Source organism: Gemmatimonas sp., assembly GCF_044344655.1.
Classification (GTDB): domain Bacteria; phylum Gemmatimonadota; class Gemmatimonadetes; order Gemmatimonadales; family Gemmatimonadaceae; genus Gemmatimonas.
In genome coordinates, this window is record NZ_JBIJCN010000005.1 from 37,672 (window position 1) to 52,216 (window position 14,545).

Sequence of the window (14,545 nt, forward strand, 5' to 3'; positions counted from 1 at the left end):
AGAACCTGCTTAACGCACATCAATGTACGGCACCGCTCGTCAGCGCGGGCGTCGCGATGATCAGAACGTGAGCGTCAGCCCGCTCGAAAAGAACGTATCGGTCGTGCGCAGCTGCACGCGGTTGCGGATGGGCGGCTCGCTGTTGTAGCGGATCACGTAGCCCACCTTGAGGCCCACACTCTTCGAGAGCGGGGCCACCACGGCGCTCTCGGTATTCACGAAGTACGATGCGGCGGTATCGCCGAGCGCGGGAAGATACTCCGCGGTCTGCTGCACGTAGGCGAGATCCGTGAGCTTGCGCCGGTAATCGAAGGCGGCGCGTGCAGCGGGGAAGGCCCGCGACACCTTGGCCACGCTTCCCGGCGTAAGCTGTTGCGAAAAGAGCGAGCCGCCGAGCGCCACGTTGAGTCTGTTGGCCCGATCGTCGACCGCCTTGACCGTTACGCCGAATCCCTGCTGAAAACGGTTGGCCACGCCCTGCACGACGTTGCGGTCATACCGCGACGCGAGAAACAGCGATACGCGTTCGGCCACCACGCGTTCGCCCCGTACACCACCGTTCCAGAAGTTCGTGTTGACCCGTTCGTTGGCTTCGCCGTAGAAGAACGCGAGGTCCTGCTGAAAGCTCCAACCCGCCAGCGTGTAGCGCAGCTTGTTGGTGACGTTGGTCGTCATCGCTTCGGCATTGCCGTTGGTCTGCGAGAAGCCCAGAGAGCCGGAGAACTCCAGCCGCTTCTTCGGCGGCGCCGCGGGTTTCGCCGGCGCTGCCACCGGGGCGGCCTTTGCGGGAGCAGCGGGTGACGATTGTGCCCGCAGCGCACACGGCATGAGGGCGAGGCCCAGGAGGCCTCGCCCCGTCGTCTTCAGTCGCCGCTCCAGAAACCCTGACAAACTGCTACGTGGCATGTGCCCATCGGCAAACGGTCAGTGCGTGATGAACGTCCCGGCGCGCAACTCGCTCACAGCCTGCTGCAACTCGGCTTGGGTATTCATCACAATCGGTCCGTACCACGCCACCGGCTCCTTGATGGGCGTGCCGCTCACGAGCAGAAAGCGGATGCCTTCGTCTCCCGCGCGCACGACCACCTCGTCACCCGTGTCGAAGAAGATGAGCGAACGATTCCCCGTGCGATCACGCACGAGATCATCGTCGTTGCCCGCCGTTCGTTCGGTGAGCACACCCATCGGATCCGACGCATGGCGGAACGAACCGCTTCCTTGGAAAATGTACGCGAAGGTGCTGCGGTACGCGTCGACAGGAAGCGACTTTTTCACGCCTGCCGGGACGGTCACGTCGAGGTAGCAGGGGTCCGCAGCGATGCCATCCACCGGCCCCCGCTTTCCCCAGAACTCGCCGCAGATCACGCGTACGGTGGTGCCGTCATCGTCGGTGATCTCGGCGATCTCCTTCGATTGCACATCCTGGTAGCGGGGGGCCGTCATCTTGAGCGATGACGGGAGGTTCGCCCACAACTGGAAGCCGTGCATGCGCCCCTGCGGATCACCGTGCGGCATCTCGTGGTGGATGATGCCGCGGCCGGCGGTCATCCACTGCACATCGCCGGCGCCAAGCATGCCGCGATTCCCGAGGGAATCGGCGTGCTCCACGTTGCCGGCGAGCACGTAGGTGATGGTCTCGATCCCCCGGTGCGGGTGCCAGGGGAAGCCGGCCTGATACTGGCGCGGGTCGTCGCCCCGGAAATCGTCGAAGAGGAGGAACGGATCGGTTTCGGCGGTCTCGCCGAAGCCGAACCCGCGGTGGAGATGCACGCCCGCGCCTTCCATGGTGGGCTGCGCGGAGACGATTCGCTTGACGGGACGGATGGACATACGGGACTCCAGCAGGGGTGTCGGTGAAAACTATCTTAGTGCTGAGAGAATGTCCAGCGCCTAGGGTCAGCTCACGATCGCGAGAAAGGCGCCGCCGTCGCCGGAAGCGGTCGGCGGGGGCGGCGGGGGTGGGTTGTCGCCGAAGATGTCGAGTGCCCGCATGGCGCCCTCGATCGCGGCGAGTGCCGCCCGCAGTTCGTCGCTCGTCTTGCGGACCTCCCACCGGTATATGGCGCCCGCCGACATGAGGAGCGCGATGCCGGTGGCGCCGGCGACGGCCACGGCCGGACCGGCGATGGCGGCCCCGGTGAGCAGCAGCGCCTTCTTCGCGATCGCCCCGGCAATGAGGCCCGCAAACCCGGCGCCGCCGGAGGAGACTATGCCATAGCCCCAGAGGTTCGGGCTGAGTCCGTTGCGAAGGTCGACGGTCATGGTGACTTCGCACGCCTGCGGATCGCCGGGGACTGCTGCCAGTGTCACCCGAATCTCCGGGGCGTACACGCCGTAGCGCGTCCACTGCCATCGGTACCCCGCGTCGGTCATCGGGGGCAGCCGAAAAACGAGCGTCCCCCCATCGAGCGGATGCCCGCCGAGGGTATCCTCGAGCGTGAGCAATCAGGGAGCGCCCTGCAGGGTTCGCCCAAGCGCCTGGAGGACGGTGCGAGGGGGCATGCGATACGTGCGCGAAACCGCGTGCGACCACTGGGTGACCCCGAAGACCCGTGTTGCCAGCCGCTCCGTGCGGGGCGACACGACGGCCGCGAGCGCCACGCCGTCCGGGTGCGCCCGCAACTCATCGAGGGCCAGCGCCACGTAGCGCTGCGAGATCCCCGCCTCCACCGCGGCCGCTTCCACGTCACGCAATCGGAAGGCGTCGGTGGGAAGTCCGCCGCTCCCCGACGTATTGGCGGGGGAGGTCGAAACCGGTGTGAGCGCCTGTGTGTCGTTCGCCCGGACGCGCGATTCGAGCCGTGCCGCAGCCTCCGCCTGCAACTCGGCGGCCCGGCGCCAGACGGCCATTGCCGCATCGCCGGAGAGCACGGCGGCCCCGGTCTGCTGATCGGCCGCCCGGTTCTGCTCCTCGGCCGCCTTGCCGATCGCATCGGCCAGCTCCTCGCCTGTCGCGTAGCGCTGGTCGGGCTGCTTGCGCAGGCAGCGGTCGATGACGGCCGCGAGTGCGGCCGGCACGTTCGGTGCAACGCTGCGGAGCGGCGGGGCTTCCCGTGTGGCGTGCGCCACCAGCACCGCCTGTGGCGACGTGCCTTCGAAGGGGAGCCGTCCGCTCAATGCCAGATACGCAATGCAGCCCAGGGCGTAGAGGTCACTGCGGCCGTCGAGCGCGTCGCCGGTGGCCTGCTCGGGACTCATGTAGTGGACGGTCCCCAGCACGAGCCCGTCCTGCGTGAGTGCGGGATTGAAGTCGGCGCGGGCGATGCCGAAGTCCGTCACGACGGCGCGGCCGCTCTGACGATCGAGCAGGATGTTGTCGGGCTTGATGTCGCGGTGCACGAGGCCGCGTGCGTGCGCGTAGGCGAGTGCCCAGGCCACTTCACGCAGGATGCGCACGGTGTCGGCGGCGGCGAGCGTACCGCGGTCGCGTATCCGGTCGCCCAGCGTTTCTCCTTCCACATAGCCCATGGCGAAGAAGGCGCACCCTCCGATCTCGTCGGCGCGATAGACCGGCACGATATTGGGGTGCGACAGCTGCGCCGCCATGCGCGCTTCGCGGAGAAAGCGTTCGCGGGTATCCCCGTCTACTGCGAGATGCGGCGGCAGCACCTTGAGGGCCACCGCACGATCGAGGCGTTCGTCGCGGGCGAGCAGTACGATGCCCATGCCGCCGCGACCGAGTTCCCGCTGGATATCGTACTGGCCGCGAAGGGCGGCGCGGAAAGCGGCGAGTTCACCGCCGGCGGAGGTCTTTTCACTCATGATCGGTAGGATACACTACGGGCGTGGCACACCGTAGTTGCAGCTCGTTGCGCCCATATCTCGAATCCCCGGATCTTATGCACTCAGCCCGTGTCTGGTTCGCCGTCGCACTCACGGTCGGCCTGTTTTCCGGTACGGTGAACGCACAGCCGATCACTCCCGAGCTTCCGCCGCTCGGTGGCGTGTGGCGTGGCACGCTCACGAACTATCCCGAACGGGCCAAGGCCGCGCTGGTCACGGTCACCATGGAAATCGGCGCCTTCCCTACTGCCGACAACCAGTGCGTGCCGTGGAAGACCACGTATAGCGAACGCGATACGGTGCGGGCGGTGAAGGACTATCGCATCTGCCGAGGGAGCGGTCCGCAGGACCTCGTGGTCGACGAGGGGGGCGGTGTCCGTCTCCAGGCGTCGCTGCTGGGCGGGGTTCTGGTGAGCGCGTTCAAGGCCGGCTCGATCCTGCTGGTCACGCACCTGCGCGTGACCGGGAACGTGCTGGAGGAGGAGATCCTCACCATCGACGACCAGCCGGCGAGCGAGGGGCTGGTGACCATGCGGACCCGCGCCGTGCAGCGGCTGCGGCTGGAGCGGGTGGTGGATCAACGGCTCTGACCCCTGAAAAGCCCCCAACGAACCGGTGGCTGAGGGGGCCGATCCATAGAATGCGCGATGGACAGACGTGTGTGGTAATGATACGTTGGAATCACTTATCGTTAACTCCTATCCCTCGCGTATGCCCATCACGCCCTCTCTCTGCGTGTTTCGTCGCTCGGCGCTCCTGTTCCTAGCCGTCTTCGCTGGCATTCGTCCCGCAGCACTCGCCGCGCAAAGCAGCGGTCCGGTGCTGCGTGGGCGTCTCGTCACGACTGCCGCTTCTGGCACCGAGACACCCGTTGCCGCCGCCTCGGTCCGGCTGTCGGACCCGAACGGCCGAGCCATTGTCGCGGCAAGTGACACCGAGGGCCGGTTCCTCGTCGCGGTGCCAGGCGCTGGTCGTTACTCGGTGCAGGTACGGGCGGTGGGCTTCGCCCCACGCAGCCTCGAGGTCACGGTGCGTGACGGCGACGCTGCGCCGATCACGATCGTGCTGGAGCGTCAGCGTCAGCTGGCCGCGCTGCAGATCATCGGCAACCGCGCCAATGGGACGGCGCTTCACCCCGGCGCCGATCCGCTAGCCGGTGCCGTCACGGTCATGGGTGGCGAGCAGATCGCACGCGAGAACGTGACGTTCGCGCAGGAACTGCTGCGCAAGGTCCCGGGCGTCTATCGGGCGGAATTCAACCAGGGGGTGGTGTCCGGTGACATCGGTATTCGCGGCTTCAACACGGAAAGCGAGATTGCCAGCACGAAGCTGCTGATCGATGGCATCCCCGCCAACATGAACAGCGGCGTGAGCGAAATGAATGCCCTCTTCCCGTTGGAGATTGCGCAGATGCAGGTGGTTCGTGGCACGAACGATCCGCGACACGGCCTGTTCAATCTGGCCGGCAACGTGTCGGTGGAGACGGCACAGGGCCGTGGCACCTATGTCACGTCGCGTCTGCAGGCGGGCTCCTTCGGTACCCAGGAGGCGCAGGTCCTTGGGAATGCGTCCGTTGGTGGCTTTTCGCAGACGATCTTTGCCGGTGCCCGGCGTAGTGATGGCTTCCGCGCCAACTCGGCGTCGGACAAGTGGACCGCCTCCGGCAAGTGGTTCTATACCAGCGACAGTGCCCGAGTACGGGTGGGCGTGATCGCTCGCATGCACCGGCTCGACACCGACGCCCCGGGATACCTGACGGAAGCGCAGTCGCGCACCACCCCGATGCTTTCGCCCACCTTCTCCGACAGCGACGGTGGGACGATCGACACCGATCATGGCAGCCTACATCTCGATGTGAAGCAGACGGCCACCCTCGCCTGGTCACTCAAGGCGTACACACAGCGTTTCGATCGCGTGCGTTTCGTGCGGTTTACCGCCGCTGGCGCGCAGCAGGAGCGTGTGGAGGACGAGCGGCAGAACGGCGCCCTCGCGGCTCTCACCTGGCGTCCGGCGGCGCTCGCCGAACGCGGGGTGGTGCTCACCGCCGGTGCCGATCTGCAGCAGCAGACCAACGAACAGCTGCGCTTCCGCACGCTCGAGCGCCAGCGACAGGCCACGCTCCGCGACCAGGACTTCACCCTGGATAACCGAGGGGGCTACGTGCAGGCGAGCGGTCGCCCGGTCTCGTGGTTGTCGCTGACGGCCGCGGTGCGCGCCGATCATTTCGACGGTGCCTTCACCAACAATCTGCCCTCGCCCACGTCGCTTCCCGTGCTCAACTACGGGTGGATCACGCAGCCCAAGGTGAGCGCCAGCGTACGGGTGAACGATCGCCTCAGCAGCTACGCCAACTTTGGTCGCGGCTTCCAGATCGGCACCGGGATCGCGGCCTACGGTCGTGCGCCGTTACGCGCGTCGATCAATGACGGCTTCGAGGTGGGCGTAGTGAGCAATCCGACGAACGCGTGGTCCGTGCGTGCGGGGTACTGGGAGCAGCGCGCCTCCGACGAAGTGCGTTTGCGTTTCGATAACTCCGGAGACTCCGAAAACATCGGCCGCACGCAGCGTCGCGGTGTCGATTTGGAGAGTGCCCTGCGGCTCCCGCGCGGTGTGCAGCTGTGGGCAGCGGGCACGTCGCAGCGGGCGGTCCTGGTCGAACCGGGCCGAACCAATGCCGCCGTGGCTGGCAATCTGCTCAACCACGTACCGACATGGACGGCAAAGTACGGCGCCGAGTGGTCGCCGCGTGTCGGGCTTACCGCCAGCGCGTGGGCGTACGCACAAGGCAACTATCACCTGACGCAGCAGAACAATCGCGGACGCTGGGGTGACATGCACACTGTGAATGCCGACGTGTCATGGCGCTGGCGCGTGGCTGCCATTGGCGTCGGTGTGACGAATCTCTTCGACCGCTACATGGAGTACGTGTGGTGGGACGGTGCACAAACGCTGCACTCGCCGGCCTCATCGCGTGCGCTCTTCCTCACCGTGACCTTCGATCGGTGATGGCGGCAGATCCACAGCAGGCCTCGACGCGTTCGCGCGTCGAGGCCTTCGACGTGCTGCGTGGTCTGGTCGTGGTGCTCATGACCATCGACCACGCACGCGAGTACAGCAATGGGCCCGGGAGCGTGACCGACCCGATGCAGCTCGATCAGGTGGAGCCGCTGCTCTTCTGGATGCGGTGGGTCACGCATTTCTGTGCCCCGGTGTTCACGCTGCTCGCGGGCGTGTCGTCAGGGCTGCAGGGCCACGGCGCCTCGACGGCCGGAACGGCGCCGTGGTCATGGCATCTGATCACGCGCGGCCTGATTCTGGTGCTGCTGGAATTCACCGTGGTGCATCTCGCCTGGACCTTCTCGCTGGTCTGGCCGATGCGCTACGCGCAGGTGATCTGGGGCATCGGCATGAGCCTGATCGTTCTCGGATGCCTGCAGCGGGTGCCCGTCACCGCACGGCTGGCCCTCGGGGTGCTGCTGGTCGCTGGTCACAATGCGCTCGATGGGTGGCATCCGACCAGCCCCACCTGGCTCCACTGGAGCTGGGCGGTGCTGCACGATCGCCAGGTGATGCCGCTGTGGGGAGATATCGTGGTGCGCACATCGTACCCGATCATGCCGATGATCGGCCTCGTGCTGCTGGGCGATGCGTTGGGGCGCTGGTATCGCGTGCGTGCCCACGTCACGCGCCCCCGCGTTCTTGCCGGGGCGGGTGTCCTCATGCTCTCGCTATTCGTTCTGTTGCGGGCCACAAACGTGTACGGAGATCCGCACGTGGCCGTATACAGCGATAGCGCGCTGCACACTGTGATGGCCGCCCTGAACGTGACGAAGTATCCGATGTCGCTCAGCTTCGTGCTGATGACGCTCGGGCCAGCGTTCCTGCTGCTGGCGGCCTGGGACGCCAAGGTTCCACGATGGACTGCGCCATTGGCCACGATGGGGCAGGTCCCGATGTTTCTCTACGTGGCGCACCTGTACCTGCTGCACGTCCTTGCGTTGCTGTGGGCGATGGCGTCGGGGCTCGCCTGGTCCACGTTTGACTTCCGCGCGACGATCACCGGATTGCCCAACACGTTCGGCTTTCCACTCTGGCAGACGTTTCCGTTCGTCGTGGTTACGCTGCTGCTGCTCTATCCCGCCGCGGTCTGGTACGCGCGGGTCCGTGCCGCTCGGCGATACCGCATCACGCGCTATCTCTGACCGGAGCGGTCATCCCGCCAACCGCGGCGGATCAACGACTCTGCCCCCTTGAATGCGGCAGGGGACGCGGGTCAGCGCTGCAGGGCGACGGCGGCGATAAGCGCGGCCAGCCGCTCCACATCGCGCAGGTCGAGGACCTCGGCGGGGGTGTGGCTGTAGCGCCCCGGCCACGACAGCCCCGTGTTGGGCGCCCCGTAGAAGGTGAACGCGGTACCGTCGGTGCCGCCCTGCGTGAGTCCCGTCTGGAGGGAAATGCCCGCCGAGCGCGCCGCGGCACGCACCTGTTCGCGGACCGCCGGTGGCGAGATGCTGCCGTTCTCGATGGCCCGCAGCACCGGGCCGTAACCCAGACGGACGAACGCGAAGTGCGGAGACTCGAGCGGCGTTTCGGAACTCACGAACGTGTCGATGCTGTAAATGCGCGAGGTGGTCGCCCCGTAGCGCTGCGCGGCCACCTGTGCGCCGACCAATCCGCCCTCTTCCTGCACCGACCACACGAACAACACGGCATGCGGGAGCGTCGCCGGATCGATACGCGTGACCGCCATGAGCAACGCCGTGGACCCGGCCCGATCGTCCATGCTGCGGCCCGTGAAGCGCGCGCCCGCGAGGCGCACGCTCACCTTGGGGGACGTGACCCCCTGACCAACGCGCACTCCACGCGCCACGAGTTGCGCGGAGTCCATGCCGAACCACGCGGTCACCGTACGCATCTGCCGTACGCGCGCACTGTCGCGTGGTACGAACACGCCGGCAACGGTATCCGCCTCACCGTTGGTCCCGCGCGGCAGGTGCAGCACGGCTGGCTGCCCCTCCCACGCTGAATGCACGGCGCCGCCGCGCGTGGCGAGCGATACCGTACCGTCGCGCGCGATCGACGCCACGTGGAAGCCCACTTCGTCCATGTGGGCCATGAACACGACGGTATCGCGTGCGGGGCCGGCACTCACGATGAGATTCCCCACGCTGTCCACCGTGGCCTGGGCGCGCGCCCACGATGGCAACTGCGCCATGATCGCCTCGCGCACGCGCCACTCGTGCGTGGGCGTGGCGGGGAGATCGGCGAGGCGCGCCAGCTGGGTCATGGTCGCGCCATACACATCGCTGCGCACCACCGGATCCATCGCGGCACTCGCACGGCGACGGACTGGTACGCTCACCCACGTGGGCGTAGGCGGGAGCGACACGCCGGCCCCCTGTGCGGCCTGGTCTAGCAACCACGCGGCCTCACTCGCCGCAATGCTCTCCACAAGCGTCCCTGCATGTCGCACCGCGGGTGCCGCGATGCGCACGGAGTCCAGCCCTCCCGCGCGCAGCACCGCCGCATTCACTCCCGGTACGCTGCGCACGTGGCGCTGTACCCGGTCGCTGCGACCGTTCATGAGCAGCGTGACCTGATCAGCGTGGAAGTCGGGCGTCTTGGCCAGTACCCCGCCCAACCCGGGCCAGCCGAATGCACCCTGCACCGACACCACGAACATGGTTTCGCCCTGCGACGGCGTACTCTGCGCCGCTGTCACCACCGCCGCGCATCCGGCGCGCTGCCCAGCAGCCGCCCCGGCCACATATGCGCCGTAGCTCCAGGCGGCGAGGCGCCGCTGCACCGGGTCGAGCAATGCGATCCCCAACGCGGCCACCTCGGCCGCCGAGGAGGCACCCACGTCCACCCACAGCTCGTCAGCGGTGACCACGAGCGAATCACGACGGTGCTGTTGCGCGAAATGCCCGTTGGCGATCGCCGAGACGGCGGGCACCGCACCGCGTGCCGTAAGCACCTCGAGCTGCTGCCCCTCGTGCGCCTGATCCCACAGCGCGTGCGACACGTTGCCGACCCTGTGGAGACGCAGCATCCCCTCTTTCGTGATCTGCGTGACCGCAAATCCGGGCTTGTCGACGGCGCAGGCTACTACGCGTTTCGGCACACCGGCGCCCTTGCGCAGCACGAGATTGCCGAGCGCATCGGCGCGCCACGTGCCGCCGGTCGCCGCAGAGAGCACCGGCGCGAGTCCGCGCGTGGTGCGCATCTCGAGACCCACGGGAGCATCGAACGACACCCATGAGGCTACGGCCTGTTGCTGGGCGTCGACCTGCGCGGGAAATGCGGCAACACAGATCACACTGGCCAGTGCGGCGGAGCGGGGCATACGAAGCATGGAGATCCCTGAGGAAGTGTGTTACGGCTTGCCGGGCGGTTTGCTCGTGCCGCGCGCGAGCGCGCGCACCTTCATGCCGTCGGCGATCGACTCGGCCGGGTTTACCACCAGCGCATCCCCAGCCTTCACGCCCTCGAGCGCCTCGACCGAGGTCCCGAAGTCGCGGCCGAGCGTGACCGGCGCGAGGTGCACGGTGCCGTTCTCGACCCGCGCCACCAGCGTGCCCTCTGCACGCACGATGAGCGCGATGGCGGGGATCCGCAGCGATGCTCCGGTCGAGGGGACCTTGATGGAGACCTGGGCATACATGCCGTGGAGCAACGTGCGTTCACGATTGGGCACGTGTACTTCGGTGAGCAGCGTGCGCGTAGTCTGATCGATGGCGCCCGCCGTGCGCACGACGGTGCCCCGGAACAGCGAGTCGCCGAGCTCCCGAACCAGCACGTCCGCCGTCATGCCGCTGCGCACGCGTGGCGCGGCGTTCTGCGGGATTTGCAGCATGACACGCAGCGTATCCGTCTGTACCAGCGTGAGGAGTGGCCGTGCCGTGGCCGCGGCCCCTGCCATCACCAGGGAGCCACGATCGACCGCGCGCGTCGTGACCACGCCGCTGAAGGGCGCCACGAGCGCGCCGAAGCGGAGCACTTCGCGGACGTTGGCCAGATTGGCCCGCGCGGCGCGCACGTTGGCCTCGGCCACGTTGAACTGAGCCTGCCGCTCGTCGAGCTCCTGTGGCGTGACCACGCCCTGCTCAGCCAATTGCTTCCATCGGTTCAGGGTGGCGCGGGTGAGGGTGGCGCTCGCCTCGGCCTGCTCGCGAAGCGCGGTGAGTTGCCGCGCTTGCTCGCGCACCTCGGGCATGTCGAGGACTAGCAGCGTATCGCCCGCGCGCACGACGGACCCGATGTCCACGCGCAGCGATCGCACGAACCCGTTGGCGCGCGCAAAGATCGGTGTTTCATGCAGCCCGGTGATCGTCCCGGGGAGCTCGAACGGGGTGCCGGCCGTGTCGCTCGATACCGTCTCGGTATAGACCGTGGGGGGCGCATTTACCTGTGCGCGTTCGGCGGTGCGGGCGCGTGACTGGGCCAGGCGGGGCAGGGTACCGGCCACCAACAGGCCGATGAACACGACCACCAGCACGATGGGCACCACCCGCCCGTCACGCCGGCGGCTGGTGGGCAGGGAGCAGGAGGGGGGCATCACGACGCCAATCCGGGCTGATGAGCGGAGCGCGCGTGGCCGGCGCGCAGGCGGCTGTAGACAAGGGGAAGTACGGTCAGCGTGGCGACGGTGGCGAAGCCCAGCCCGCCGATCACGGCGCGACCGAGTGGTGCGTTCTGTTCGCCGCCCTCTCCCACGCCGAGCGCCATGGGAATCATGCCCACGATCATTGCGGCGGCCGTCATGATCACGGGCCGAAGGCGCGTGCTGGCGGCATCGAGGGCTGCCTGAAGGGCATCGAGCCCTGCCTCCATGCGCTCATTGGCGAAGGCCACCACGAGAATGCCGTTCGCCGTGGCGACACCAACGCTCATGATGGCGCCCATGAATGCGGGTACGCTGATGGTGTTGCCGGCCGCGAAGAGCGCCCAGATCACGCCGGTGAGCGCGAGCGGCAGCGCACTGCTGATGATGAGCGGGTCGAGCCACGACTGGAAGTTGATCACCATGATGAGGTACACGAGCACCACGGCGAACACGAGGCCGGTCGCGAGGCCGCTGTACGACTCCCGCATGCTCGCCACCTGCCCGCGCATCACGAGGGACGTGCCCTTGGGCAGGGTGGGGCGGAGGGAATCGAGGACCGCATCGATCTCCCCCGCGACAGCACCGAGGTCGCGATGCTGCACGTTGGCGAATACATCGAACACCGGTGACACGTCGTAGTGGCTGGCCACCGCCATGCTGCTGCCGCGGGCGATGGTGGCGACGTTCTCGAGGAACTGCGGCGGGCTGTTGTTCGCGCCGGCAATGGGCGTGCGGGCGAGTGCTTCGAGCGAGGCGATGCGGTACTGCGGCGTCTGCACACTTACGTTGTACTGCACGCCATTCTGCGGATTGAGCCACACGTTGGGCTGCGACTGACCACTCGACGCCAAGGATACGAGCAGGTCGTTCGCCACTTCGCGCTGGGTGAGCGACAGGGCGCTAGCGCGCGTGCGGTCCACGTTCACGTTGAGCTGCGGTGCCTCGAGGCGCTGCTGCAGGTACACATCGACCGCGCCAGGGATCTGCCGGAGCCGGTGCTCGAGGGCGCGTGCCACCACGATGTTCTCAGCGCGGTTGGTGCCCGCGATCTGCACGTTGACGGGCGCCGGCAGGCCGGCATTGAGGATCTGCCCGATGATGTCGGCCGACTGGAAGAACACGAGCAGGTGCGGGAATTCTTCGCGGAGTACACGGCGGATCTCACTCACGTATCCTTTCGTGTCGCCCACTCGGTCATCGGTGAGCACGAGCAGAATGTCGGCGTCGGTCACCCCCGTGGTGGGGTTGTCGCTGAACGCCAGATTGGTGAGGCTCGTGGAGGCGATGCCCACGTTGTCGAGGATCGTCCCCAAATCGCCGGGTGGGATGATCGTGCGGATGCGTGCTTCCACATCCGCCACCATGCGGGCGGTTTCCTCGAGGCGGGTGCCTACGGGGGCGCGCAGGTGCAGTCGAATCTGCCCGGCATCGACCTGCGGGAAGAAGTCGCGCCCGAGCGTGGGAGCCAGCGCTCCCGCCGACAGCAGCATCAGCGCGGCGGTAGCGATGACCGCGGCCGGTTTCTCCAGCACCCGCGCGAGGGCGAGGCGGTAGCGTGCCCGCAGGCCCTCAAACGCGTGCTCGAAGCCGCGATGCATCCGGGCAAAGACGCCAGGCGCGTGCGGACGGTGCGCCCGCTGCGCCTCGAGGTCGCGCTCCCGCTGCATCGCAAACTTGACGAGGGTGGGTACCAGCGTGCGCGAGATCACGTACGACGCCATCATCGCGAATACCACCGCCATCGCCAGAGGCCGGAAGAGCGAACCGGCCGCCCCGCTCAGGAAGAAGATCGGCACGAAGACGATGCAGATCGCGAGTGTGGACACGAGGGTGGGCACGGCGATCTGTCCAGCGCCCTCGATGATCGCCTTCTCGATGTCGGGCTCGTGCTCCTGCATGCGGTGGATGTTCTCGATGCCTACGGTGGCATCGTCGACGAGCACGCCGACCGCCAGCGCCAGCCCGCCGAGGGTCATCACGTTGAGCGTCTGGCCGAGGGCCGCGAGTACGGTGACCGATGCGAGAATCGAGAGTGGAATCGAGAGCGCCACGATGAGCGTGCTGCGCCAGCTGCCGAGGAAGAGCAGGATCATGGCGGCGGTGAGACAGGCGGCGATGAGTGCCTCGAGGACCACGCCTTCCAGGGCGGCTTTCACAAACAGTGACTGATCGGCCAGCACGTCCACCTTGAGCGCTGCCGGGAGCGCGGCGAGGATCCCCGGCAGGGCCTCGCGCACGCGGTTCACGACGTCGATGGTGGAGGCGCCGCCGGACTTGAGCACCGTGACCAGTGCGCCACGCACCCCGTCGCGATGCACGATGTTGGTCTGCACCGCGTAGCCATCGCGCACCTGCGCCACATCGCGGATGCGAACGAGGGCGCCGTTGACCACGCGGATGGGGAGATCGTTGAGTGCGTCCACCGCACTCGGGCTGCCATTCAGGCGCACCGTATATTCGCGCTCGCCGATCTTGGCGGTGCCACCCGGGAGAACGAGGTTCTGTGCACTGATCGCGTCGCTCACGTCGGTGGGGGAGAGCCCGCGTGCCTGCAGCTGTGCGGGATCGAGGTCCACGTTGATCAGTCGCGAGCGCCCACCGTACGGCTGCGGCACGCTGGCGCCGCGCACGGTGGCGAGGCGGGTGCGGATGCCGTTGGTGCCGAGGTCATTGAGCTGCTGTTCGGAGAGGGAGTCACCGCCGAGCGCGAGTTGCAGTACCGGCACGTTGGCGGCGTTGTAGCGGATGATCAGGGGCGGCGTGGCGCCTGGCGGCATGACGCGCAGGACGGTTTGGGACTGCGCCGCGATCTGCGAGACGGCGGACTCCACGGAGGCATCGGGCTGAAAGAACACCTTCACCACCGTGATGCCGGCCAGTGACTGCGACTCGATGTGCTCGATGCCGGTGAGCGTGGTGGTGAGCGACCGCTCGAATGTCGTCGCGAAGCGTCGCTCCATCTCCTCGGGGGGCAGGCCGTTGTACGACCAGATCACCGACACCACCGGAACGTCGAGTTCCGGGAGAATGTCGGTCGGCATGCGCAGCGCCGAGAGCACCCCGAACAGAACCACCAGCAGCGCGCCGACGATGAACGTGTACGGGCGCCGCAGAGCCAGCGTGACAATCCACATGAGCGGGAGACAGGGGTCGCCT

Annotated in this window: 10 protein-coding genes; 3 read left to right on the top strand and 7 right to left on the bottom strand. The window is 67.4% G+C overall.

Features of this window, described 5'->3' with window-relative positions; genetic code table 11:
- Window positions 1–60: 60 nt before the first annotated feature.
- From ACIQ51_RS03175 to ACIQ51_RS03190, 4 genes are all read right to left on the bottom strand, one after another.
- A complete protein-coding gene (locus ACIQ51_RS03175) occupies window positions 61–906 on the bottom strand; it encodes a YdiY family protein (protein ID WP_396203556.1) in 846 nt (281 codons plus the stop codon).
- A gap of 18 nt (window positions 907–924) precedes the next feature.
- On the bottom strand, window positions 925–1,830 hold the full coding sequence (locus ACIQ51_RS03180; RefSeq protein ID WP_396203557.1) for a pirin family protein: 906 nt from the start codon (window positions 1,828–1,830) through the stop codon (window positions 925–927).
- Window positions 1,831–1,896: 66 nt separating this feature from the next.
- Window positions 1,897–2,445, bottom strand: coding sequence for a hypothetical protein (locus tag ACIQ51_RS03185; protein WP_396203558.1), 549 nt, complete (start codon window positions 2,443–2,445; stop codon window positions 1,897–1,899).
- A complete protein-coding gene (locus ACIQ51_RS03190; protein WP_396203559.1) occupies window positions 2,446–3,762 on the bottom strand; it encodes a serine/threonine-protein kinase in 1,317 nt (438 codons plus the stop codon). It abuts the gene before it with no gap.
- A gap of 77 nt (window positions 3,763–3,839) precedes the next feature.
- Between ACIQ51_RS03190 and ACIQ51_RS03195 the strand changes: the two genes are divergently transcribed.
- The 3 genes from ACIQ51_RS03195 to ACIQ51_RS03205 all read left to right on the top strand — a co-directional run bounded on the left by ACIQ51_RS03195 (window position 3,840) and on the right by ACIQ51_RS03205 (window position 7,985).
- Complete coding sequence (locus tag ACIQ51_RS03195) at window positions 3,840–4,373, top strand: hypothetical protein (RefSeq protein ID WP_396203560.1); 534 nt, start codon at window positions 3,840–3,842, stop codon at window positions 4,371–4,373.
- A gap of 121 nt (window positions 4,374–4,494) precedes the next feature.
- On the top strand, window positions 4,495–6,789 hold the full coding sequence (locus ACIQ51_RS03200) for a TonB-dependent receptor (RefSeq protein ID WP_396203561.1): 2,295 nt from the start codon (window positions 4,495–4,497) through the stop codon (window positions 6,787–6,789).
- Entirely contained in the window at window positions 6,789–7,985 is a 1,197-nt protein-coding gene (locus tag ACIQ51_RS03205) for a DUF1624 domain-containing protein (RefSeq protein WP_396203562.1), read from the top strand. The genes ACIQ51_RS03200 and ACIQ51_RS03205 overlap by 1 nt, the downstream gene beginning before the upstream one ends.
- Window positions 7,986–8,056: 71 nt before the next feature.
- On the opposite strand, the gene ACIQ51_RS03210 is transcribed toward ACIQ51_RS03205, so the two are convergent.
- Genes ACIQ51_RS03210 through ACIQ51_RS03220 form a run of 3 tightly spaced genes read right to left on the bottom strand, consistent with a single transcriptional unit; the run spans window position 8,057 to window position 14,523 of the window.
- On the bottom strand, window positions 8,057–10,129 hold the full coding sequence (locus tag ACIQ51_RS03210) for a M20/M25/M40 family metallo-hydrolase (RefSeq protein WP_396203563.1): 2,073 nt from the start codon (window positions 10,127–10,129) through the stop codon (window positions 8,057–8,059).
- 30 nt (window positions 10,130–10,159) lie between these two features.
- The gene (locus ACIQ51_RS03215; RefSeq protein ID WP_396203606.1) at window positions 10,160–11,341 is read right to left on the bottom strand and encodes an efflux RND transporter periplasmic adaptor subunit; all 1,182 of its coding nucleotides are present in this window, start codon (window positions 11,339–11,341) and stop codon (window positions 10,160–10,162) included.
- Window positions 11,341–14,523: an efflux RND transporter permease subunit gene (locus ACIQ51_RS03220; RefSeq protein ID WP_396203564.1), complete on the bottom strand. Its 3,183-nt coding sequence runs from the start codon at window positions 14,521–14,523 to the stop codon at window positions 11,341–11,343. Before ACIQ51_RS03220 ends, ACIQ51_RS03215 begins: the two co-directional genes overlap by 1 nt.
- Between the last annotated feature and the right edge of the window lie 22 nt (window positions 14,524–14,545).

Excerpts from the sequence above, each read along its gene's own strand:
- ACIQ51_RS03195 (WP_396203560.1), top strand. The coding sequence starts at position 3,840 with ATGCACTCAGCCCGTGTCTGGTTCGCCGTCGCACTCACGGTCGGCCTG.
- ACIQ51_RS03180 (WP_396203557.1), bottom strand. The coding sequence starts at position 1,830 with ATGTCCATCCGTCCCGTCAAGCGAATCGTCTCCGCGCAGCCCACCATG.
- ACIQ51_RS03200 (WP_396203561.1), top strand. The coding sequence starts at position 4,495 with ATGCCCATCACGCCCTCTCTCTGCGTGTTTCGTCGCTCGGCGCTCCTG.
- ACIQ51_RS03205 (WP_396203562.1), top strand. The coding sequence starts at position 6,789 with ATGGCGGCAGATCCACAGCAGGCCTCGACGCGTTCGCGCGTCGAGGCC.
- ACIQ51_RS03175 (WP_396203556.1), bottom strand. The coding sequence starts at position 906 with ATGCCACGTAGCAGTTTGTCAGGGTTTCTGGAGCGGCGACTGAAGACG.
- ACIQ51_RS03220 (WP_396203564.1), bottom strand. The coding sequence starts at position 14,523 with ATGTGGATTGTCACGCTGGCTCTGCGGCGCCCGTACACGTTCATCGTC.
- ACIQ51_RS03210 (WP_396203563.1), bottom strand. The coding sequence starts at position 10,129 with ATGCCCCGCTCCGCCGCACTGGCCAGTGTGATCTGTGTTGCCGCATTT.
- ACIQ51_RS03215 (WP_396203606.1), bottom strand. The coding sequence starts at position 11,341 with ATGCCCCCCTCCTGCTCCCTGCCCACCAGCCGCCGGCGTGACGGGCGG.
- ACIQ51_RS03190 (WP_396203559.1), bottom strand. The coding sequence starts at position 3,762 with ATGAGTGAAAAGACCTCCGCCGGCGGTGAACTCGCCGCTTTCCGCGCC.